This is a genomic window from Georgenia yuyongxinii (genome assembly GCF_006352065.1).
GTDB classification, from domain to species: Bacteria; Actinomycetota; Actinomycetes; order Actinomycetales; family Actinomycetaceae; genus Georgenia; species Georgenia yuyongxinii.
Genome location: NZ_CP040915.1, coordinates 1,573,633 through 1,594,208, shown reverse-complemented (window position 1 = coordinate 1,594,208; position 20,576 = coordinate 1,573,633). Strand labels below are relative to the sequence as shown.

The 20,576-nt window shown below is 71.6% G+C and carries 20 protein-coding genes and 1 pseudogene; 10 read left to right on the top strand and 11 right to left on the bottom strand.

Annotated elements, in window-relative coordinates; translation table 11 throughout:
• Positions 1–2: 2 nt before the first annotated feature.
• From FE374_RS07270 to FE374_RS07255, 4 genes are read right to left on the bottom strand one after another with little or no spacing between them, the layout of a single operon-like run.
• Positions 3–1,619 carry an NAD(P)-binding protein gene (locus FE374_RS07270; RefSeq protein ID WP_139927893.1) on the bottom strand — a complete coding sequence of 539 codons (1,617 nt, stop codon included), beginning with the start codon at positions 1,617–1,619 and terminating at the stop codon, positions 3–5.
• Position 1,620: 1 nt separating this feature from the next.
• Complete coding sequence (locus FE374_RS07265; RefSeq protein WP_139927892.1) at positions 1,621–2,781, bottom strand: thiamine pyrophosphate-dependent enzyme; 1,161 nt, start codon at positions 2,779–2,781, stop codon at positions 1,621–1,623.
• Positions 2,778–4,040, bottom strand: a complete 1,263-nt coding sequence (gene porA, locus FE374_RS07260; RefSeq protein ID WP_139927891.1) for a pyruvate ferredoxin oxidoreductase — start codon at positions 4,038–4,040, stop codon at positions 2,778–2,780. The genes FE374_RS07265 and porA overlap by 4 nt, the downstream gene beginning before the upstream one ends.
• Positions 4,033–4,653, bottom strand: coding sequence for a 2-oxoacid:acceptor oxidoreductase family protein (locus tag FE374_RS07255; RefSeq protein ID WP_139927890.1), 621 nt, complete (start codon positions 4,651–4,653; stop codon positions 4,033–4,035). Before FE374_RS07255 ends, porA begins: the two co-directional genes overlap by 8 nt.
• A gap of 225 nt (positions 4,654–4,878) precedes the next feature.
• Here FE374_RS07255 and FE374_RS07250 point away from each other — a divergent pair, with 225 nt between their 5' ends.
• The 5 genes from FE374_RS07250 (at position 4,879) to FE374_RS07230 (ending at position 8,626) form a co-directional block, all read left to right on the top strand.
• Complete coding sequence (locus FE374_RS07250) at positions 4,879–5,406, top strand: YbhB/YbcL family Raf kinase inhibitor-like protein (protein ID WP_139927889.1); 528 nt, start codon at positions 4,879–4,881, stop codon at positions 5,404–5,406.
• 11 nt (positions 5,407–5,417) lie between these two features.
• Positions 5,418–6,080: a YbaK/EbsC family protein gene (locus FE374_RS07245; protein WP_139927888.1), complete on the top strand. Its 663-nt coding sequence runs from the start codon at positions 5,418–5,420 to the stop codon at positions 6,078–6,080.
• A gap of 106 nt (positions 6,081–6,186) precedes the next feature.
• Positions 6,187–6,729: a ferritin gene (locus FE374_RS07240; protein ID WP_139927887.1), complete on the top strand. Its 543-nt coding sequence runs from the start codon at positions 6,187–6,189 to the stop codon at positions 6,727–6,729.
• A 44-nt stretch (positions 6,730–6,773) separates the two neighbouring features.
• Entirely contained in the window at positions 6,774–7,238 is a 465-nt protein-coding gene (locus tag FE374_RS07235; RefSeq protein ID WP_139927886.1) for a tRNA (cytidine(34)-2'-O)-methyltransferase, read from the top strand.
• 35 nt (positions 7,239–7,273) lie between these two features.
• Entirely contained in the window at positions 7,274–8,626 is a 1,353-nt protein-coding gene (locus FE374_RS07230; RefSeq protein WP_139927885.1) for an MFS transporter, read from the top strand.
• Positions 8,627–8,672: 46 nt separating this feature from the next.
• Here FE374_RS07230 and FE374_RS07225 read toward each other — a convergent pair whose 3' ends face one another.
• Positions 8,673–10,055, bottom strand: a complete 1,383-nt coding sequence (locus tag FE374_RS07225; RefSeq protein ID WP_139927884.1) for a dihydrolipoyl dehydrogenase family protein — start codon at positions 10,053–10,055, stop codon at positions 8,673–8,675.
• Between the two features lie 195 nt (positions 10,056–10,250).
• Here FE374_RS07225 and FE374_RS07220 point away from each other — a divergent pair, with 195 nt between their 5' ends.
• Both FE374_RS07220 and FE374_RS07215 read left to right on the top strand, forming a co-directional pair.
• Positions 10,251–10,637 (top strand): ArsR/SmtB family transcription factor, encoded by a 387-nt coding sequence (locus FE374_RS07220; RefSeq protein WP_223173663.1) that lies wholly within the window; start codon positions 10,251–10,253, stop codon positions 10,635–10,637.
• On the top strand, positions 10,634–12,364 hold the full coding sequence (locus tag FE374_RS07215; RefSeq protein ID WP_139927883.1) for a SulP family inorganic anion transporter: 1,731 nt from the start codon (positions 10,634–10,636) through the stop codon (positions 12,362–12,364). The genes FE374_RS07220 and FE374_RS07215 overlap by 4 nt, the downstream gene beginning before the upstream one ends.
• A 68-nt stretch (positions 12,365–12,432) precedes the next feature.
• Here the strand turns inward: FE374_RS07215 and FE374_RS07210 are convergent, their stop codons facing one another.
• Positions 12,433–12,876, bottom strand: coding sequence for an MmcQ/YjbR family DNA-binding protein (locus FE374_RS07210; protein WP_139927882.1), 444 nt, complete (start codon positions 12,874–12,876; stop codon positions 12,433–12,435).
• Between the two features lie 95 nt (positions 12,877–12,971).
• Here FE374_RS07210 and FE374_RS07205 point away from each other — a divergent pair, with 95 nt between their 5' ends.
• Positions 12,972–13,364: a nitroreductase family deazaflavin-dependent oxidoreductase gene (locus tag FE374_RS07205; protein ID WP_139927881.1), complete on the top strand. Its 393-nt coding sequence runs from the start codon at positions 12,972–12,974 to the stop codon at positions 13,362–13,364.
• Positions 13,365–13,426: 62 nt separating this feature from the next.
• Here FE374_RS07205 and FE374_RS07200 read toward each other — a convergent pair whose 3' ends face one another.
• A complete protein-coding gene (locus tag FE374_RS07200; protein WP_139927880.1) occupies positions 13,427–14,074 on the bottom strand; it encodes a dihydrofolate reductase family protein in 648 nt (215 codons plus the stop codon).
• A 178-nt stretch (positions 14,075–14,252) separates the two neighbouring features.
• Positions 14,253–14,416, bottom strand: a pseudogene (locus FE374_RS07195) (TrmH family RNA methyltransferase); the annotation flags it as partial.
• Between the two features lie 69 nt (positions 14,417–14,485).
• On the opposite strand from FE374_RS07195, the gene FE374_RS07190 reads away from it, so the two are divergent.
• Together FE374_RS07190 and FE374_RS20280 are read left to right on the top strand one after the other, a co-directional pair.
• Positions 14,486–15,172, top strand: a complete 687-nt coding sequence (locus FE374_RS07190) for a hypothetical protein (protein ID WP_139927879.1) — start codon at positions 14,486–14,488, stop codon at positions 15,170–15,172.
• On the top strand, positions 15,169–15,723 hold the full coding sequence (locus tag FE374_RS20280; RefSeq protein WP_139927878.1) for a TIGR02391 family protein: 555 nt from the start codon (positions 15,169–15,171) through the stop codon (positions 15,721–15,723). The genes FE374_RS07190 and FE374_RS20280 overlap by 4 nt, the downstream gene beginning before the upstream one ends.
• Positions 15,724–15,738: 15 nt before the next feature.
• Here FE374_RS20280 and FE374_RS07180 read toward each other — a convergent pair whose 3' ends face one another.
• The 3 genes from FE374_RS07180 to FE374_RS07170 form a co-directional block, all read right to left on the bottom strand.
• On the bottom strand, positions 15,739–16,599 hold the full coding sequence (locus tag FE374_RS07180) for a TrmH family RNA methyltransferase (RefSeq protein ID WP_139931441.1): 861 nt from the start codon (positions 16,597–16,599) through the stop codon (positions 15,739–15,741).
• 62 nt (positions 16,600–16,661) lie between these two features.
• Positions 16,662–18,590 carry an ABC transporter ATP-binding protein gene (locus FE374_RS07175; protein WP_139927877.1) on the bottom strand — a complete coding sequence of 643 codons (1,929 nt, stop codon included), beginning with the start codon at positions 18,588–18,590 and terminating at the stop codon, positions 16,662–16,664.
• Positions 18,587–20,485, bottom strand: a complete 1,899-nt coding sequence (locus FE374_RS07170; protein WP_139927876.1) for an ABC transporter ATP-binding protein — start codon at positions 20,483–20,485, stop codon at positions 18,587–18,589. The genes FE374_RS07175 and FE374_RS07170 overlap by 4 nt, the downstream gene beginning before the upstream one ends.
• Between the last annotated feature and the right edge of the window lie 91 nt (positions 20,486–20,576).

Sequence of the window (20,576 nt, the reverse complement as noted above, 5' to 3'; positions counted from 1 at the left end):
CGCTACGCCTCCTCGGGCACCATCTCGATCGCGCCGGAAGGGCACTCCTCCACGCAGATGCCGCAACCCTTGCAGTACTCGTAGTCGATCTCGTAGCTGCCGTCCGGCAGCTTCTTCACCGCGTTGTCGGGGCACACCCCGAAGCAGTTGTCGCAGCTGAAGCAGTTCCCGCAGGCCATGCACCGGCGCGCCTCGAACAGGGCGGTCTCGGCACTCAGCCCCTGGACCACCTCGTCGAACGTGCCGGCGCGGCGCGGCCCCTCCAACCGGGGGCGCACCTGGTGCGCGGCGTCGGCGTAGTACCAGGTGTTCAGGGCGCCCAGCTCGGCATCCGGGGCGGGGGCCGGCTCGGTGTGTGTGGTGCCGCGCAGGTAGGCGTCGATGTTGAGGGCGGCGAGGTTGCCGTGACCGACGCCGACGGTGACGGTGCGCTCGGAGGGCACCATGTCACCGCCGGCGAACAGCCCCGGCCGGCCGGTCATCATGTGCGCGTCCACCCGGACCACGCCGTCGTCGATGACGAGGCCGTCCACGTCGTCGACGAGGGACAGGTCGCTCTCCTGCCCCACCGCGAGGACGACGGCGTCGGCCGCGAGGTCCTCGAGCACGCCGGTGGCGCGGGGGAACCCGGACTCGTCGAGCTCCATCTTCTCGATGGTGACCGTGCCGGCGTCGGCGTAGCTGATGGTGGAGAGCCACCGCACGGTGATGCCCTCCTCCAAGGCCTCGGTGACCTCGGAGTCGTGGGCAGGCATCCGGTCGCGGGTGCGCCGGTAGACGACGATCGCCTCCTCGGCGCCGAGCCGTTTGGCGGTCCGGGCCGCATCGACGGCGGTGTTGCCGCCGCCGTAGACCACCACGCGCCGACCCAGCATGGGGGCGTCGGCGTCCTCGACGTCGTGCAGGAGCTGGACGGCGTCGAGGATGCGGGCGGCCTCACCGGCCGGCACGTAGGCGCGCTTGCCGATCTGAGCGCCGACCGCGAGCAGGACGGCGTCGTAGTGCTGCAGCTCGGGCGCCACACTGCCCACCCGGGAGTCGAGCTCGAAGCGCACGCCCATCTCGGCGATCCGGGCGATCTCGGCGTCGAGGACCTCGCGCGGGAGCCGGTAGGCGGGGATGCCGTAGCGCATCATGCCGCCGGGCCGCGGCGCGGCGTCGCGCACGGTGACGTCGTGCCCGGCCAGGCGCAGGTGGTACGCCGCGGACAGCCCGGTGGGGCCGGCGCCGACCACGAGCACCCGCCGGCCGGTGTCCGGCGCGGTGACGGGGATCGTCCAGCCCCGCCGGATCGCCTCGTCGCCGAGGAACCGCTCGACGGCGTTGATGCCGACCGCCTCGTCCACCTGGCCGCGGTTGCAGGCGGTCTGGCACGGGTGGTAGCAGACGCGGCCCATCACGGCGGGCAGCGGGTTCTCGCGCACGAGGGTGCGCCACGCCCGCTCGTAGTTGCCGTCCTCGGCGTCGTAGAGCCACTCCTGGACGTGCTCACCGGCCGGGCAGGCCTTCTGGCACGGCGGCAGGAAGTCGCGGTACACGGGACGCTCCACCCGCCAGGCGCCGGTGCGGTTGACCAGCGAGGACCCCACGTCGAGGGTGATCGCGAAGGGCTTGTCCATCTCAGACCTCCTGGTGGGGCGTCCGCCCGGGGGCGGGACGGAAGTGCACGTCCAGGGCCGGCCCGGCCGACGTGGACGGCGCGTGGTCGTCGCTGCGCGGGGCCGGGTGCTCCAGGTGCGGGGCGGGGCCGGTGAGCACCGGTTCGCCGTGGGTCGGTTCGGGGACGGCGGCGGGCTCGAGCAGACCGTAGCGGCGGATGTTGCGGTCGGCGCCGGCCTGCAGGCGGGCGAGCACCGCCTCGTTTCGGGCGGGCCGGAACAGGTGGGCGTAGCGGCCCTGCAGCCGCAGGTACTCCTCGACCGGCACCTGCCGGCGGATCCGCCGCACCGCGGTGACCTCGCCGTGCTCGGCCTCGAAGACCGGGAAGAGGCCGGACTCGGTGGCCAGCCGGGCCACCCGCACCGTGTGGCTGGAGGCCGAGGACCAGCCCAGCGGGCACGGCACCAGCACGTGGATGTAGCGGGCCCCGCGCATGGTCATCGCCTTGGCGACCTTGGCCTCGAGGTCGCGCAGGTCGGCGACGGTCGCGGTGGCCACGTACGGGATCTCGTGCGCCATGGCGATGCGTGGGACGTCCTTGCCCTGGCCGAAGACGTTGCCCGGCTCCGGGCCCACCGCCTGCGTCGTGGCGGTGCGGGCGGCCGGCGGCGTCGCGCCGGAGCGCTGCACGCCGGTGTTCATGTACCCCTGGTTGTCGTAACAGACGTACAGCACGTCGTCGTTGCGCTCAAACATGCCGGACAGGCAGGCGAAGCCGATGTCGACCGTGCCGCCGTCGCCGCCCTGGGCCACCACGCGGACATCGTCGCGGCCGGTGGCGCGCAGGGCCGCGGCCACGCCGGTGGCGACGGCCGGGGCGTTGCCGAACAGGGAGTGCAGCCAGGGCACCCGCCAGGAGCTCTCGGGGTACGGGGTGGAGAAGACCTCCAGGCACCCGGTCGCGTTGACGGTGACCATCCGCCCGTCGGTGGCGGCCATGGCGGCGTCGAGGGCGTACCGCGCGCCGAGCGCCTCCCCGCAGCCCTGGCAGGCGCGGTGGCCGGAAGTCAGGGCGTTGGTGCGGTCGGGCTGGGACTGCACGCTCGCCAGCGCCGGGTCCAGCAGCCGGTTCCCGACGGCGAAGCTACCCACCTGGTAGAACTTCACGGGCGTGGTGGTCATCGCCTGCTCCCTTCCTGGGCCAGGGCCGCCGGTGCGGCGGCCGGCTCCGTCCACCCGGGTGGTGCCGCGGTGGGGTCCGCCCGCAGGGCCCGGTCCCGGGCGATCTCCCGCTCGGTCACGGCCCGGTCGAGGTCCAGGAACGTCAACGGCTCGAGGTGCCCGACGGCGTCGAGCACCCCGTGCAGGGACGCCTGGGTGACGGGTCGGCCACCGAGACCGGCAACGACGGTGCGCACCTGCGTGCCCGTGCCGGCCAGCGCGGTAGCCAGGTCCTGCGCGACGATGCCGCCGACGCCGGGCGCGAACGCCTTCTCCACGAGCACCACGTACCGGGCGCCCTCGAGCGCGGCGCGGAGCGCCGCGTACGGGAAGGGCCGGAAGGACGTGATGCCCAGGACGCCGATCTGCTCCCCGCGCTCGCGGCGAGCGTCGACCACGTCCTTGATGGTGCCGAGCACGGAGCCGAGCGCGACGACGACCGTCTCGGCGTCCTCCATCCGGTAGGGCCGCACGAGGCCGCCGCTGTCGCGGCCGAAGACCTCGCGGAACTCCCGCGCCACCCGGTCGACCACCTCGACGGCGTCGAGCTGGGCCTGGTGGGCGAGGTAGCGGACCTCGGTGAACGCCTCGGGCCCGACCATGGCGCCGATCGTCACCGGGTCGTCCGGGTCGAGCCGCTGGCGCGGGACGAACGGCGGCAGGAACGCGTCCACCTCGGCCGCCTCGGGCACGTCCACCGCCTCGACGGCGTGGGTGAGGATGAAGCCGTCCATGCACACCATCACCGGCACGGAGAGCTCCTCGGCGATCCGGAAGGCCTGCACGTGCAGGTCCGCCGCCTCCTGGTTGTCCTCGGCGTAGAGCTGGAGCCAGCCGGAGTCGCGCTGGCTCATCGCGTCGGTGTGGTCGTTCCAGATGTTGATCGGCGCGCCGATCGCCCGGTTGGCCACCGTCATGACGATCGGCAGCCGCATCCCCGCGGCGTTGTAGACCGGCTCGACCATGTACAGCAGACCCTGGCTTGCGGTGGCGGTGTAGGCCCGCGCACCGGTGGCCGAGGCGCCGATGGCCACCGACATCGCGGCGTACTCGGACTCGACGTTGACGTACTCGCACACCAGCTCCTCGGCCTTCACCAACCGGGAGAGCTGCTCGACGATGTGGGTCTGCGGCGAGATGGGGTAGGCGCAGATCACCTGCGGCCGGCACGCGGCCACAGCCTCGGCGACGGCCCGGGAGCCCTCGATCTGCTTACGCATGCGCCTTCTCCTCCTCGTGCGGGGTGCGGGTGCCGCCGTCGTCCGTGGTGCGGGTGACCGCGTCGACGGCGCGATGGGCCGCGAGCGCCGCCGCCGCGTTCCGCTCGCCGGTCTCGCCGGGGAACCGGGCCCGCAGGGCGTCCAGGACCGCGCCCAGGTCCAGACCGGGGTGCAGGGCGGCGAACGCCCCGAGCAGGACGGCGTTGGGCAGCGGTCGGCCCAGGTGCTCGACGGCCAGGTCGGTGGCGGGCACCGTGACCGCGTGCCCGCTCGGCAGGTGGCGGACCCGGTCGGCGACACCGAGGTCGGCGAAGGTGCGGCGGGAGTTGAGCAGCACGTACCCGTCGGGGGCGAGACCGTCGAAGACGTCGATGCCGCTGAGCAAGGTGGCGTCCTGGACGATCAGCGCGTCTGGGGCGAGCACGGGCTCGCGCACACGGATGGGGTGGTCGGCGATGCGGCAGAAGGAGACCACCGGGGCGCCGGTGCGCTCGGAGCCGAAGCTGGGGAAGGCCTGGGCGTGGCGGCCCTGGCGGAACGCCGCGTCGGCGAGGAGCTCGGCGGCGGTGACCACCCCCTGGCCACCGCGGCCGTGGATGCGGACCTGGAACACGAGTGGACCTCCTTGTCCGAGCCTTCCCTCGTTTCTATGCCGTGCGTCCCCTCCGCGGAGGGGACGAAGGTCCTCAAGCTCAGGCGTGGCCTGTCGCGGGACGGCCCGCCGCCGTGTGCGCGCAGGTCAGGCGCGCGGGGAGAGGTTCGCGGCGCCGTCGCCGCCGAGGGCCTAAGTTGTTCGGGACCGGGGCGAGCGCCCCGGCTCCCGAGTCCCGGAGGATCCATGAACCTTGACCGCCCCCACGCCCAGGACCCGTACGGCAAGCTGCCCGGCGTGCCGTCCTTTCCCGTGACCTCCACCGACATCGCCGACGGCCGGCCGATGGCTGCCACGTTCACCGCCGGCGGCGGCAACGTCTCCCCGCAGCTGGCCTGGTCGGGTTTTCCCGACAGCACCCGAGGGTTTGTCGTCACCTGCTTCGACCCGGACGCGCCCACGCCGTCGGGCTGGTGGCACTGGGCCGTGGTGGACCTCGCCGCAGACCTCACCGAGCTCGAGCAGGGGGCCGGGCAGTCCGACCTCATGCTCCCCGGTGCCGCGATGCACCTGCGCGGCGACGACGGCGAGCACGCCTATGTGGGGGCGGCACCGCCGCGGGGCGACCGCGAGCACCGCTACTACTTCGTCGTGCACGCCCTGGACACCGAGACACTCGAGCTGGACGAGGACGTCTCGCTGGCCAAGGCGTCCATGCGCATCCTCAACCACACGGTCGCCCGCGGCGTCCTGGTGGCGACCTACAAGAACTGAGGAGGAGCGCCATGACCGCGGCCCAGTCCCCCGCGACCGGCGCCTCGGCAGCCGGCGAAGCGTCGCCGGACCTCCCCGAGGTCGCGGGCGAGCCGACGGCGGTGCTCGGCGAGACCGGCGCCGTCGCCTTCGGCACGCTCGTGTGGGTGCCCGCGCTGGAGCGTCGGGACCTGCTCGCCGAGCCCGTCCACGTCGCCCTCGCCGAGCTGGCCGACCGCCACCCCGACCTGGCCGAGCAGATCCTCGTCGCGGAGATCGACCCCGAGCACGCGGACACCGCCGCCATGACGACGGCCTACGCCCTGCCCCTGGAGGTCTCCGCCAACTGCGTGCTGGTGGCGGGCAGACGGGCCGGGGAGGAGCGGGTCGCGGCGTGCGTGGTGCGCGCGACCACCCGTGCCGACGTCAACAACGTGGTGCGGCGGCTGCTCGACGTGCGCAAGGCGTCGTTCTGGCCCACCGAGCAGGCGGTGGCCGCCTCCGGGATGGAGTACGGCGCGATCACACCCGTCGGGGTCCCTGACGGGTGGCGGCTGCTGCTGGACCCGCGGGTGACGACCGGGCACGCCATCGTGGGGTCGGGGATCCGCGGCTCGAAGCTGCTGCTGCCGGGCGAGGCACTCGCCGTCCTGCCGGGCGCCGAGGTGGTCCCCGGGCTGGCGCAGCCCGCGTAGGCGCTCCTGCGGCCTGGCGCTGGCCGTTGGCGGTGGCGGTGGCGGTGGCGGTGGCGCCGAGCGGGAACCATCGCCGGTGTGGGCGCCGGCGCGTAGCCTGGCGCGCATGAGCGAGCCGACGACGTCCCAGTTCCTCCGGCTGCTGCACGAGCAGGTGGGCCACGAGTTCGACGCCCACCAGCAGTACGTCGCGATCGCGGTGTGGTTCGACATCCACGACCTGCCCCAGCTGGCCCGGCACTATTACCGCCAGGCCCTCGAGGAGCGCAACCACGCGATGATGATCGTGCAGTACATGATCGACCGCAGCCTCGACGTGCAGATCCCCGCCGGCTCCCCGGTGCGCAACGACTTCGCCGACGTCACCGAGCCGCTGCGCCTGGCGCTGGAGCAGGAGAAGCAGGTCACCGCGCAGATCGAGGCGATCTTCCGCGCGGCCCGGGCGGAGAACGACCCGCTCGGCGAGCAGTTCATGCTCTGGTTCCTGCAGGAGCAGGTGGAGGAGGTCGCCTCCGCGACCACGTTGCTCACCGTGGCCGAGCGGGCCGGGTCGAACCTGTTCGACCTGGAGAACTACGTGGCCCGGGAGCAGATCGGCGACGGCGGGGTGTCGCCAGGCGCACCGGCCGCCGCGGGCGGGGCGGCGTAGCTACCGCTCCCGCATCTCGTTGGCGCACGGTGCAAGATTGGCCGGTGTTCCACGTCGTCTTCTACGAGCCCCGCATCCCACCGAACACCGGCAACGCCATCCGGATGGTTGCCTGCACCGGGGCGACCCTGCACCTTGTGGAGCCGCTCGGGTTCAACCTGACGGACGCCAACCTGCGCCGTGCGGGCCTCGACTACCACGACCTCGCGAACGTCGTCGTCCACGCCGACCTCGACGCTGCGCTGGCCGCCGTCGCCCCGGGCAGGGTCTACGCCTTCACCGGGCACGCCACCCGCAGCTTCGCCGACGTCGCCTACGCCCCGGGCGACGCGCTGCTCTTCGGGCCCGAGCCCACCGGCCTGCCGGCCGAGGTGCTCGCCGACCCGCGGCTGACCGACCGGGTGCGCATCCCGATGATCCCGGGCATCCGCTCCCTCAACCTGTCCAACTCCGCCGCCGTCGCCGTCTACGAGGCGTGGCGCCAGCATGGGTACACCGAAGGGGTGTAGCGGGGAGACCCCTCACAGTGCCATCGTTGACGACCATGGCGACGACGTCGCGGTCGATCGTGCGTACCTACCTGGTGCTGACGCTCGGCAACACCCTCGCCGCGTCCCTCATCTGGGGCATCAACACGATCTTCCTGCTGGACGCGGGGCTGTCGAACTTCGAGGCGTTCGCTGCGAACGCCTTCTTCACCGCCGGCATGGTCCTGTTCGAGGTGCCCACCGGGGTCATCGCGGACACGCTGGGACGCCGCTACTCCTTCCTGCTCGGTACGGTCACCCTCGCCGCCTCGACCCTGCTGTACGTGCTGCTCTGGTACGTCGGCGCGGCGTTCTGGCTCTGGGCCGTCGTCTCGGTGCTCATCGGGCTCGGGTTCACGTTCTTCTCCGGCGCGGTCGAGGCCTGGCTGGTCGACGCCCTGAAGGCCACGGGATTCACCGGGGACCTCGAGGTCGTCTTCGGGCGCGCGCAGGTCGTCGGCGGGGCGGCCATGCTGGTCGGCTCGGTGGCGGGCGGCATCATCGCCCAGGCCACCAACCTCGGCGTCCCGTACGTGCTGCGGGGCGTGATCCTCGTCGCGATGTTCGTCGTCGCGTACCTGATGATGCGCGACCTGGGCTTCACCCGACGGCGCGGACGGTCCCCGATGGGCGAGGTGCGCCGCCTCGTGCGGGAGTCCGTCGACCAGGGTTTGCGGCGTCCGGCGGTCCGCTGGCTCATGCTCGAGGCGCTGTTCACCGGCGGCGTGGGCATCTACGTCTTCTACGCCCTCCAGCCGTACCTGCTCGAGCTCTACGGCGACCCGCACGCGTACACCGTCGCCGGCCTGGTGGCGGCCGTCGTGGCCGGCGCGCAGATGCTCGGCGGGCTGGCCGCCTCCCGCCTGCGCAAGCTCTTCCACCGCCGCACCTCCGCGCTCCTGCTCGCGGCCGGCATCAGCGCCGCCACCCTCGTAGGCGTCGGCGCCATCGAGCGGTTCTGGGTGGTCATGGCCCTGGTCGTGGTCTGGGGCCTGCTCTGGGCCGCGTCCGAGCCGATCCGCCAGGCCTACCTCAACGGCATGATCCCCTCCGAGCAGCGCGCGACGATCCTGTCCTTCGACTCGCTGATGTCCTCCGCCGGCGGGGTCTGGGCCCAGCCCGTCCTCGGCCGCGCCGCCGACCTCGGCGGATACGGCGCCTCCTTCCTCGTCAGCGCCGGGATCTCCGTGCTCGGGCTGCCGTTCCTGGCGCTGTCCCGGCGTGAGCGCCACCCCGCCGACACCCAGATGGGCGCACCGGCCGAGGAGCCCCCTGGCTCCCCGCCGGTGACGCCGTCTCAGGAGCCGCCCATCGCCCCGGGCCAGGTGTGGGACGCCGAGGCGCCCGGTCCCGACGCCGGCCGGGCGTGAGGCCCGCCCATGGTGATGTCCGCCGGACCCGACGCGGACTCGGCCCCTATCCGAGCGGGTCGAACAGGAGGTTGAGCCCCTCCCCCATGGTCGGGTGCGTGATGACGGCGTCGCGCACCTGCTGGTAGGTCAGGCGCCCGAGCATCGCCATCTGCACGGCCGTGACCACCTCGCCGGCCGCGTGGCCCAGCAGGGCGACGCCGAGGATCTCGTCAGTACCGGCGTCGACGACCGCTTTCCACAGGCCCACCGTCTCGCGGAGCGTCTTCGCGCGCGGGATCGCGGCGACCGGTAGCCGAGCCACCTTGATCTCCCGGCCTGCCGCGCGGGCCTCGGACTCGCTCATGCCTACCCGGGCGAGCTCCGGGGTGATGAAGACGCAATAGGGCACCAGCCGGCCCGTCACAGTGGCGTCGCCGCCAGAGAGCTGGGCCTTGAGCACACGGAAGTCGTGCCAGGAGGCGTGGGTGAACTGCGGGCTGCCGGCGACGTCGCCCGCGGACCAGACGTGCTCGGCGGAGGTACGCAGGTGGTCGTCGACCACGACGAACCCGCGCTCATCCAGCTCCACGCCGGCCGCGGCCAGACCCAGGTCCGCGGTCACCGGTGCCCGGCCCGTGGCGACGAGCAGGTCGTCCGCGCGGACCTCGGTGCCGTCGGTGAGCGTGACCACCACGCCGCCGGCGTCGCGCCGGGCCGCCGAGGCGCGGGCACCGAGCCGGACGTCGACGCCCTGGTCGGTCAGCACGTCGGCGACGGCGGCGGCGACGTCGGGGTCCTCGCGCGGCAGGACCTGGTCGCGGCCCTGAAGGAGCGTCACGCGGGAGCCGAACACGGCGAGCATAGACGCGAACTCGCAGCCCACGTAACCGCCGCCGAGCACCACGATGGAGTTGGGCAGCCGCTCCAGGCGCAGGATGCTCTCGGAGTCCCAGGGCCTCGCGTCGGCCAGACCGGGCAGGTCCGGGTGTGCGGGGGTGGTGCCCGTGTTGATCACGACGTCGCGGCCGCGCAGCCGTCGGGTGCCGCCGCCCGCCGTCGAGACCTCGACGGTGCGCTCACCCACGAACCGGGCGGTGCCGAGGATGAAGTCCATCCCCGAGTCGGCGAAGAGCTTCTGGTGGGCGGCGACCATACCGCCGACCACGCCCTCCTTGTGGGCGCGGAGCCTCTCCAGGGCCACAGCAGGCTCGCCGTCGACGACGACGCCCAGCGCGCCGGCGCGGCGCGCGGTGAGAAGCGTCCGGGCAGAGGCGACGAGGGCCTTGGTGGGGATGCAGGCGACGTTGATGCATGTGCCGCCGATCTTGTCCCGCTCGACCATGGCCACTGCCTGACCGGCCTTGGCACGGTCCATGGCCAGCGACTTCCCCGCCTTGCCGCCGCCGATCACCAGCAGGTCGACGTCCTCGATCGCGTGCGATGGCATGTTGCTCTCTTCAACGGGCGACGGCGTGCGTACCGGGCCATCATCACCCTGACCACCGGTCGCAGGCCCCTCGATGTGCCGGGGCGGCAGCACCTGCTAGTGCCGCGGCGCCCTCGGCGACGGGCACACAAGCACTTGCGCACTTGATACAGTCATCAAGTCGCCAAGTCCCTGTCGGAAACGAGTGGATCGTCCGTGCCCGAACCTGTGGCCCTTCAGGCCCCCATCTACGAGATCAAAGCCGAGCTGTTCAAGGCGCTCAGCCACCCGGTGCGCATCCGCACCCTGGAGCTGCTCAGCGCCGGTGACCGGCCGGTCAGCGCACTGCTCGCCGACATCGGCATCGAGGCGTCGCACCTCTCGCAGCACCTCGCGGTGCTGCGCCGGGCGGGGGCGGTGACCAAGGCACGCCAGGGCAACTCGGTGACCTACTCGCTCGCCGACCCCTCGGTCGCGGACCTGCTGACCGTGGCACGCACCTTCCTGCTGCACCGCCTGGGCGAGGCCAGCGGCGTGCTTGCAGATCTCACGGAGCCCGACGAGGTCGGCGCGGTGCGCGGCGCGGCGGGGGAACGGGCATGAGCGCCATCCCCGCACTCCAACCGCGCCTGACCTGGCGCAGTGCGGCGCGGCACGCCGCCGGCCTGCTGGTACCGCGCCGCAGCGACTACGCCGAGCTCCCGCGCTCGTGGCGTCGCGACCTCATCGCGGGCGTCACGGTCGGTATCGTGGCGCTCCCGCTCGCTCTCGGCTTCGGAGTCGCGTCTGGGGTTGGCGCCGCCGCGGGGCTGGTCACCGCGATCGTCGCAGGGTTCGTGGCCGCCGTCTTCGGCGGCTCGCACCTGCAGGTCTCCGGCCCCACCGGTGCGATGACTGTGGTGCTCGTGCCCGTCGTCGCCCGCTACGGCCCCGAGGCGGTCTTCGCACTCTCGATCCTGGCCGGGCTGCTCGTCGTCGTCATGGGTCTGGTGGGCATGGGCCGGCTCGTCTCGGTCATCCCCTGGCCCGTGGTCGAGGGCTTCACCCTGGGCATCGGGGTGATCATCTTTCTCCAGCAGGTGCCCCTCGCCCTGGACGTGCCCAAGCCCGACGGCGAGAACGCCGCCCTCGTGGCGGTGTCGACCTTGCGGGTCGCGGACTGGTCGGTGGCCACCGTGCCCTTGATGCTCACGGTCGGTGCCATCGTCCTGATGCTCGTGCTCGCCCGGATCCGCCGCTCGCTGCCCGGCTCGCTGATCGCCGTCGCCGCCGTCACGGTGGTGGCCGAGGTAGCGGACCTGCCGGTGGCCCGCATCGGCGAGCTGCCTGCCTCGCTGCCCTCCCCCACGTTCCCGGCCTGGGACAACGAGGCGATCGCCGCGTTGTTCCCCGCCGCCCTGGCCATTGCCGCACTGGCGGCGCTGGAGAGCCTGCTCTCCGCGCGCGTGGCCGACGGCATGGTCGAGGAGGTCCCGAACACCCAGGCCGACCGCGAGCTCGTCGGGCAGGGCCTGGCCAACATCGCCAGCGGCATCTTCGGCGGCATGCCGGCCACCGGGGCCATCGCCCGGACCGCCGTCAACGTGCGCGCCGGCGCCCGGACCCGGGTGGCCTCGGCGAGCCACGCCGTCGTCCTCGTGGCCGTGGTGCTGCTCGCGACGCCAGTGGTGGCGCTCATCCCGACCGCCGCGTTGGCGGGGGTGCTCATCGTCACCGCCGTGCGCATGATCGACCTGGGCACGGCCCGTTCCATCCTGCGGTCGACCCGGTCGGACGGTCTGGTCTTCGTCGTGACGGTCGCCGTGACGATCGTGTTCGACCTCGTGGTCGCGGTGGAGGCGGGCGTCGCGGTCGCGGCCTTCCTGGCACTGCGGGCGATGTCCCGTGTCTCCGGGCTCCGCCGGGAGGGTGTGCCCGAGCTCGACGCGGCCGAGGAGGATGCGCTGCTGCACGAGCACATCGCCGTCTACCGCTTCCACGGTGCCCTCTTCTTCGGTGGCACGAAGCAGTTTCTCGACGAGCTCACCAGCGTCAAGCACGTGCACGTGATCATCCTGGCCCTGACGGACGTGCGCATGATGGACGCCTCCGGCGCCAACGCCCTGACCGAGATCGTCACCAGCCTCCAGCGACGCGGGATCACGGTGCTGCTCAAGGGTCTCGACGCCCGCCAGCTGCGGGTGGCCGGCGCGGTGGGCGTGCTGGCCGCGATCGGTGAGCTGCACTACTTCCACGACATCTCCGCCGCCGTCGCCCACGCCCGCAACCACGTGCGCCACGAGCTGAACGGCCGCTCGCAGCTGGACTGCGCCACTTTGCCGGCGCGCTGACGCGATCGTCCTGACGCGTTCGTCCGGGGCGGCCCGGTCCTCGGACGCGGGCGTTGGCAGCGTCGGCGTCAGCGGCGTCGGTGCGCCGCCGGGCCGCCCTCGGCGTCGAGCCGGGTGACGAGCCGCGGACCGGCGACCTGCCGGTAGGAGCCGTCGAGGAGCTCGGCGACCTCGTCCCAGTCCACATCGTCGGGACCGTCGCGGCCCCGAGCGGTCAGGTCGACGCCGATCCACCCCGAGGGCGCCAGGTACGCAGGGACGAAGTACCGCGGGTCCTGTACCAGCGCCGGCCGCTCGGACTCCTCGGGCAGCACCACCAGACCGTGGTCGTACCTCACCCGCGTCGCCGCGGGACCCTTGGTGCCGGAGCCATAGACGGCGAAGACCTTCCGCACACGGAAGTTCGGCCGGCCGTGCGAGACCACCTCCTCGGCCTCCGGGAAGGCCAGCGCGATGGTGCGCAGCAGGGCAAGGTAGGGATCGGCGTCGTGGAACATCGTCGGGTGGGCCATCCTCGCCACCTCTCGGTCGGGCCGTGCGGCCAGCGTACGGCGCGGTACCGACACGGCCGTGGCCGGCGCCTTCAGACGCAGACGGGAGGCCGCGGATGAGCCCCTTGCCGCGATGGCTCGGGCGGGCGAACCGGCTGGTGCTGAACAGGGTCATGGGCCTGGTCGCCCCGCGCCTGCCCGGCTTCGCCGTGCTGACCCACGTGGGCCGCCGCAGCGGTCGTGAGCACAGCGCCGTGGTCAACATCTTCCGTGCCGGCCCGGGCTACCGGGTTGCGCTGACCTACGGGCGCGAAGCGGACTGGGTGCGCAACGTGCTCGCCGCGGGTGGCTGCTGGATCACGACACGCGGCCGCCGGGTCGAGCTGGCCGAGCCCCGTCTGGTCCACGACCCCACTGTGGCCTGGGCGCCGCCGCTGGTCCGGGAGCTCCTGGGACTCCTCGATGTGCCTGACTCCCTGTCCTTCACCATCCGGCCTCCGCGCGGTTGAGCGCCGTCAGGGTGCGTGCCGTGCCTCGTGCAGCAGATGCCGGGTTTCGCGACACGCCCTCGTCACGAGGTCTTCCGGTCGAAGGTCAGGTGGGTGACCCCGCTGGGCGCCGAGACGGCCTCGATCTCGTAGTCCTCCTCCAGCGCCTCCAGTCCGTCCCACACACGGACACCACGGCCGAGCACGATCGGCACCTGGACCAGGTGCATGTGGTCGACCAGGCCTGCGGCGAGGAAGTCGCGCACGACGGTCGGACCACCGCCGATGCGGACGTCCCGTCCGTCGGCCAGCCCACGGGCGGCGTCGAGCGCCTCGGCCGGTGCGGCGTCGAGGAAGTGGAAGGTGGTGCCACCCTCCATCTCGATCGAGGGTCGCGGGCGGTGGGTCAGCACGACGGTCGGCGTGTGGAACGGGGGGTTCGGACCCCACCACCCCTGCCAGTCGGCGTCGTCCTGCCAGCCAGGTGGGCCGAACTTGCCCGCACCCATGATCTCGGCGCCGATGCCGGGCTCGTGCTGCTGGGCAAAGGCGTCGTCGACGCCGAGGGTGCCGCCCTCGCGTCCCATGATCGGGGCGCCGAAGCGGGTGGCGATCATCCACTCGTGCAGCCGTTGGCCGGCGTGGCCCATGGGTGCTTCGGATGCCTGGCCGACGCCGGTGGCGAACCCGTCCAGCGAGATGGAAAGGTTGTGGATGCGGGTCCGTGTCATGTGCTGGCTCCGTCTGCTCGGCCGTCTTGCGCGGATGGAGAGACCTCCGCCGACCCGGGCGTTCATCGGTCCCGCGCGGAAGCTCTGAGCCTGGATCGTGCCACGCGGCTCCAGCTCGGCCGCCTGAATTGCTCAGGACGACGCGACGGCCGTTGTCGGCACAGTCGATACCGGGCGCTCAGGCCCGCGTGGCCCAGAAGGCGACGGCGGACGCCGCGGCCACGTTGAGCGAGTCCACCCCGCCGGCCATCGGGATGCGCACGACCACGTCCGCGGCCTCGACGGTGCTGCGTGCCAGCCCGTCCCCTCGGTGCCCAGCACCAGCGCGACAAGAGAGCCGGGACACGTCTGAGCCCGGACGACGAGAGTTTGGATCTAGTATCTCCGTTAACCCACTGAACGGAGAACCCAATGGCGACTTCCAACGCCTACCCGAAGGTGCCTGCTAAAGCTTGGAAAGTCCTACGGGCTCGTGCCTCGGCCGCACCCTCCACGAAGTTCACACCAGCTACAGTCGCAGCCCTCCTCGACATGTCAGGTCCAAGGAGCGCTCAGGACAACGTCGTCTCACCGCTCAAGAAGTTAGGGCTACTGGAAGAAGATGGCACGCTTACGGAGCGCGGTAACAAGTGGAGAATCGACTCCACGTATGCCGATGCTTGCCAGGAAATCCTCGACGAGGTCTACCCAGGAGACCTCGCGGCATTGACGACACCTGCAGGCGAGCCGGACAAGGCACGGATCGCGACCTGGCTCCAGCACAAGGGTTTTGGGGGGTCAAACGCCGCGTCTATGGCAGCCACGTACGCCCTGATCGCTGACAAGAGTCCCACCGAGCCGCCAACGGGAGGGGATTCGAAGAAGAACGGGCCCAGGAAGGCGAGCCGAAAGGCGCCAATAACCGGTGACGGGTCACCGAAACAACCACACGCCTCGATGGTCGACGTCCCGGACGCAACTGGTCCGGTCCCGCCCGCTGGGCAAGGAACTCAACCTGTGGTGCACCTAGACATCCAAATCCACATCCCTGCGACGGCGGACGGCGAGCAGATCGATCAGATCTTCGCGAGTATGGCGAAGCATCTCTATCAGCGATGACGGGGGTCGATTACTGGAAAACTCCGATACGGCTAGCCGTCCGCCTCGGCAGTGAACTAGCTGAGTACGCCAGTCCCACGTTTGAGAACGACGAACCTCCTGCCGAACAGGTGCCCACTCTGCATCCGGGTGGGGAACTGCTGCCCGACTTCGATAACCGCATTACGGATACCGATCTCCGTCAGGCAACACGGTCACGGTTCGTCTCGCAGCACTATGCTGACGCAGTTGAGGCTGCAGTGAAGACACTCAACGAATGTGTACGCTCGCTCAGCGGTCGACATGAAGATGGTGACGGCCTCATGACGGTAGTCTTCTCCCCCTCGAATCCAATCCTGCGGATCAACTCCGGTAGAACCAAAAGCGATGAGAGTGCCCAACGTGGCCACATGCAACTGTGTCAAGGCGTCATAGGCGCATGGAGAAATCCTCGTGCGCATCGGCTACTGGATGACGCGCCAGAGAGGACGCTCATGATGCTTGAAGTGATCAATGATCTGATCGGTGTAACGAAGTCAGCCAAACGGACCCGCCGACGGAAGACGGCTTAAGAGTCGTGTGCGGCTTCAAACTCGGGTCGCCCAGAAGGCGACGGCGGACGCCGCGGCCACGTTGAGCGAGTCCACCGCGCCGGACATCGGGATGCGCACCACCACGTCCGCGGCCTCGACGGTGCTGCGTGCCAGCCCGTCGCCCTCGGCGCCCAGCACCAGCGCCACCCGAGAACCGGGGGCGCGGACGGCGTCGGACGCCGCGAAGTCGTCGAGGCCGACGGAGTCGTCCGCGAGCGCCAACGCCGCCACGGTGAACCCGATGGCGTGCAGCTTCTCGATCCCCTCGGGCCAGGTGGTCAGCCGGGTCCACGGCACCTGGAACACGGTGCCCATCGACACGCGCACGGAGCGCCGGTAGAGCGGGTCGGCGCAGCGCGGCGTGACGAGCACCGCGTCCACGCCGAGCCCGGCCGCGCTCCGAAACATGGCACCGACGTTGGTGTGGTCCACGATGTCCTCGAGGATCGCCACCCGCCGGGCGCCCGCCCCGCCGCGAGCGCCCTCGAGCAGCTCCCGCACCCCGGCCAGTGGCGGGCGGTGCATGGCGGCCAACGCCCCACGGTGCAGGTTGTAGCCGATGACGGCACGGAGCACCGACTCCTCGGCGACGAACACGGGCACGTCCGTGCCGCCGTCGGCCACTCCCCCGCTGCCCGGCGACGCGGCGATGACCGGTGCCATCGACTCGAGCCACTTCTCGGCCATGAGGAAGGAGCGGGGCCGGTGCCCGGCCCCGGTGGCGCGGCGGATGACGTTGGCACTCTCCGCGATGTACAGGCCCTTCTCCGGCTCGTGCCGCGAACGCAGGGCGACGTCGGTCAGGTTCGTGTAGTCGGCCAGGCGCTCGTCTGCGGGGTCGGTGATACGGATCAGGGGCACGGGGTCATGATCCCGCACCCACGGCGGCGCGCCGGACTCCCGTGGCCGGACGGTCGTCAGGCCTGCTCGACGGCGGGCGCCGCGAACTGGGCGTCGTAGAGCTGCTCGTACGCCCCGCCGGCCGCGAGCAGCTCCGTGTGGGTGCCCTGCTCGACGATGCGGCCGTGCTCCATGACGAGGATGAGGTCCGCGTCACGGATGGTGGACAGCCGGTGGGCGATGACGAAGCTGGTGCGGCCGCGGCGTAGCTGTGCCATGGCCTGCTGCACGAGCACCTCGGTGCGGGTGTCCACCGAGCTCGTCGCCTCGTCGAGGATGAGGATCTGCGGGTCGGCCAGGAACGCGCGGGCGATGGTGATGAGCTGCTTCTCGCCCTCGGAGACGCCGCCGCCCTCCTCGTCGATGACGGTGCCGTACCCGTCGGGCAGGGAGCTGACGAACCTGTCCACGCTGGTGGCCCGGGCGGCCGCGTGGACCTCGTCCTCGGTGGCGTCCGTGCGGCCGAAGGCGATGTTCTCGGCGATGGTGCCCTGGAACAACCAGGTGTCCTGCAGGACCATCCCGATCCGGTCGCGCAGGTCCTGGCGGGTCATCTCGCCCGTGTCGACGCCGTCGAGGGTGATGCGCCCGCCGTCGATCTCATAGAACCGCATGATCAGGTTGACCAGCGTGGTCTTCCCCGCGCCGGTGGGCCCGACGATGGCGACCGTCTGCCCGGGCTCGGCCACCAGGTCGAGGTCGTCGATGAGCGGGACCTCGGGGTCATAACGGAAGCTCACGCCGGCGAACTCGACCCGGCCGCGCACCTCGGCCGGGCGGGCGCTCGGCACGGGGTCGGGGATCTCCTCCGGGGCGTCGAGCAGCTCGAAGATGCGCTCCGCGGAGGCGACCCCGGACTGGACGAGGTTGGCCATCGACGCCAGCTGCGCCAGCGGCTGGCTGAACTGGCGGGAGTACTGGATGAACGCCTGCACCTCGCCGAGGGTGAGCGCACCGGAGGCCACCCGCAGGCCGCCGACGACGGCGACCAGCACGTAGTTGAGGTTCGAGACAAAGCTCATCACCGGCATGATCGTCCCGGAGATGAACTGTGCCCGGAAGCTGGCCCGGTAGAGCTGGTCGTTCTCGGCCTCGAAGGTCTTGCTGAAGCTGTCCTGGGCGTTGAACGCGGTGACGAGGTCGTGGCCGGTGAACGCCTCCTCGACGTGCCCGCCCATCTTGCCGGTGGAGGCCCACTGCTGGACGAAGTGCGGCTGGGCGCGCTTGGCGATGACCATGGTCAGGGCGGCCGAGACCGGCACCGTGACCAGCGCGATGAGGGCGAGCTGCCAGGACAGCACGAACATCATCACGAGCACACCGAGCACCGTCAGCAGGCTGGTGACGAGCTGGGAGAGGGTCTGCTGGAGGCTCTGGGTGACGTTGTCGATGTCGTTGGTCACCCGGGACAGCACGTCGCCGCGGGGCTGGCCGTCCAGGTGCCCGAGGGAGAGGCGGTCGATCTTCGCCTGGACGTCCTCGCGCATCCGGAATCCGGTGCGCTGGACGACGCCGGCGAGGATCCGGCCCTGCAGCCAGAGGAAGATGGCGGCGAGGACGTACACCACCAGCACCACCTGCACGGTGGTCTGCAGCGCGGTGAAGTCGATGCCCTGCCCGGGCACCACGTCCATGCCGGAGACCATGTCCGCGACCCTGCCCTGGCCGGCTGCCCGCAACCCCTCGACGGCCTGCTCCTTGGTGAGCCCGGCGGGCAGCGTACGGCCGACGACGCCGTTGAAGACGATGTTGGTGGCGTCGCCGAGGATCTTGGGGCCGAGCACCGACAGGGCCACCGAGGCGGTGCCAAGCACGACGACGGCGACGAGCCTCGCCCGCTCCGGGACGAGGCTGCGCAGGAGCCGGCGCAGCGACGGGCCGAAGTTCATCGACTTCTGGCCGGGCGCGACGACGGGCCCGCGCCCCATGGGACCGTGGCCGCTCATGCGGCCTCCGCCGCGCTGAGCTGGGACAGGACGATCTCGCGGTAAGTCTCGTTGGTCTCCATCAGCTCGTGGTGCGTGCCGGTGCCCACCACGGCTCCGCCGTCGAGCACCACGATCTGGTGGGCGTCGCGGATGCTGGCCACCCGCTGCGCGACGATCAGGACGGTCGCGCCGCCCGTGGCGGCCGGCAGGGCGGCCCGCAGCCGGGCGTCCGTGGCGTAGTCCAGGGCGGAGAAGGAGTCGTCGAAGAGGTAGACGTCGCCCTGACGCAGGAGCGCCCGGGCGATCGCCAGCCGCTGGCGCTGCCCGCCGGAGAAGTTGGTCCCGCCCTGCTCCACCGGGGTGGCCAGCCCGTCGGCGAGCTCGTCGACGAAGTCACGGGCCTGGGCGGCGTCGATGGCCCGCCACAGGTCGTCATCCGTGGCGCTGGGCCGGCCGTGACGCAGGGTCGAGCCGATGGTGCCGGAGAACAGGTAGGACTTCTGCGGCACGAGGCAGATCCGTTCGCGCAGCTCGCCCGGGTCGACGGCGCGCACGTCGACCCCGCCCACGCGCACCGCGCCGGCGGTGACGTCGATCAGCCGCGGGATGAGGTTGACCAGGGTGGTCTTGCCCGCGCCGGTGGAGCCGATGATCGCCGTCGTCCGGCCGGGCTCGAGGCGCAGGTCCACCCCGCGGACCACAGGCACCTCGGCGCCGGCGTAGCCGAAGGTGGCGCCGTCGAGCTCGACGACGAGGCCCCGGTCAACGGGCGTGCGGCGCTGGCCGTTGCCGGACACGGCGACCTGGGTGGCGACGCCGGGCTCGCGGCGCTGGCCGTTACCGGACACGGCGACCTGGGTGGCGATGTTGCCGGAGTGGCGCTGACCGCTGCCGGCGGCGGTGACGGCGGCGCCGGCCATGCCGCCGCGCGGCAGGGGGGTGGGTGCGGCGGGGGCCACGATGGCGGGCTCGGTGGCGAGCACTGCCCGGATGCGCTCGGCGGCCACCTCCGCGCGCGGCACCATCATGAACATCATGACCGCCATGAGGACGGACATGAGGATCTGCATGAGGTAGTTGAGGAACGCCACCAGCGAGCCGACCTGCATGTCGCCGGCGTCGATGCGGCCGGCGCCGAACCAGATCACGGCGACCGAGGAGACGTTGATGATCAGCATCACGGCGGGGAACAGCATGGCCATGAGCCGGCCGACGCTGAGCGCGGTGGTCATCAGCTCGGTGTTCGCGCCTTCGAACCGCTGCCGCTCGGTGGCCTGCCGGTTGAACGACCGGACCACCCGCACGCCGGCGATCTGCTCGCGCAGCACCCGGTTGATCCGGTCGAGTCGCACCTGCATCTGCCGGAACAGCGGGCGCATACGCCAGACAGCAAGGCCCATGACGAGGACCAGGACGGGCACGATGACGACCAGCAGCCCGGAGAGCACCACGTCCTGCCGCAGCGCCATCACCACGCCGCCGACCATCATGATCGGGGCCATCACCATGATGGTGAAGGTGAGCAGGGTGACCATCTGGACCTGCTGGACGTCGTTGGTCGTGCGGGTGATCAGCGACGGCGCCCCGAACCGGCCCATCTCCTCGAGCGAGAACTGCTGAACGCGGTCGAACAGCGCCGAGCGCAGGTCACGGCCGACCGACATCGCGGTACGGGCCCCGATGTAGACCGCGACGATCGAGGCGGCGATCTGCACGGCGGTGATGCCCAGCATCAGCGCGCCGGTGCGAAGGATGTACCCGGTGTCACCGGTGACCACACCGAGGTCGATGATGTCGGCGTTCAGGCTGGGCAGCGACAGCGCGGCGATGGTCGCGGCGGCCTGGAGCAGCACGACCACGGCGACGGCGCCGCGGTAGGGCCGTAGGAAGAGCCTGAGGACCCGCAGCAGCATCGATCACCCTCCGTCGCGCCCCAGAACATCGGCGGTCCAGCGTAGGCGCGCATGGTGCCCGGTAGCGCGTCCGCTCGCGCAGGGCGAACGG

What these genes read in the sequence shown, in the direction of transcription:
- FE374_RS07270 (WP_139927893.1), bottom strand. Translation starts at nt 1,619, where the DNA reads ATGGACAAGCCCTTCGCGATCACCCTCGACGTGGGGTCCTCGCTGGTC.
- FE374_RS07265 (WP_139927892.1), bottom strand. Translation starts at nt 2,781, where the DNA reads ATGACCACCACGCCCGTGAAGTTCTACCAGGTGGGTAGCTTCGCCGTC.
- porA (WP_139927891.1), bottom strand. Translation starts at nt 4,040, where the DNA reads ATGCGTAAGCAGATCGAGGGCTCCCGGGCCGTCGCCGAGGCTGTGGCC.
- FE374_RS07250 (WP_139927889.1), top strand. Translation starts at nt 4,879, where the DNA reads ATGAACCTTGACCGCCCCCACGCCCAGGACCCGTACGGCAAGCTGCCC.
- FE374_RS07245 (WP_139927888.1), top strand. Translation starts at nt 5,418, where the DNA reads ATGACCGCGGCCCAGTCCCCCGCGACCGGCGCCTCGGCAGCCGGCGAA.
- FE374_RS07240 (WP_139927887.1), top strand. Translation starts at nt 6,187, where the DNA reads ATGAGCGAGCCGACGACGTCCCAGTTCCTCCGGCTGCTGCACGAGCAG.
- FE374_RS07230 (WP_139927885.1), top strand. Translation starts at nt 7,274, where the DNA reads ATGGCGACGACGTCGCGGTCGATCGTGCGTACCTACCTGGTGCTGACG.
- FE374_RS07225 (WP_139927884.1), bottom strand. Translation starts at nt 10,055, where the DNA reads ATGCCATCGCACGCGATCGAGGACGTCGACCTGCTGGTGATCGGCGGC.
- FE374_RS07215 (WP_139927883.1), top strand. Translation starts at nt 10,634, where the DNA reads ATGAGCGCCATCCCCGCACTCCAACCGCGCCTGACCTGGCGCAGTGCG.
- FE374_RS07210 (WP_139927882.1), bottom strand. Translation starts at nt 12,876, where the DNA reads ATGGCCCACCCGACGATGTTCCACGACGCCGATCCCTACCTTGCCCTG.
- FE374_RS07205 (WP_139927881.1), top strand. Translation starts at nt 12,972, where the DNA reads ATGAGCCCCTTGCCGCGATGGCTCGGGCGGGCGAACCGGCTGGTGCTG.
- FE374_RS07200 (WP_139927880.1), bottom strand. Translation starts at nt 14,074, where the DNA reads ATGACACGGACCCGCATCCACAACCTTTCCATCTCGCTGGACGGGTTC.
- FE374_RS07190 (WP_139927879.1), top strand. Translation starts at nt 14,486, where the DNA reads ATGGCGACTTCCAACGCCTACCCGAAGGTGCCTGCTAAAGCTTGGAAA.
- FE374_RS20280 (WP_139927878.1), top strand. Translation starts at nt 15,169, where the DNA reads ATGACGGGGGTCGATTACTGGAAAACTCCGATACGGCTAGCCGTCCGC.
- FE374_RS07175 (WP_139927877.1), bottom strand. Translation starts at nt 18,590, where the DNA reads ATGAGCGGCCACGGTCCCATGGGGCGCGGGCCCGTCGTCGCGCCCGGC.
- FE374_RS07170 (WP_139927876.1), bottom strand. Translation starts at nt 20,485, where the DNA reads ATGCTGCTGCGGGTCCTCAGGCTCTTCCTACGGCCCTACCGCGGCGCC.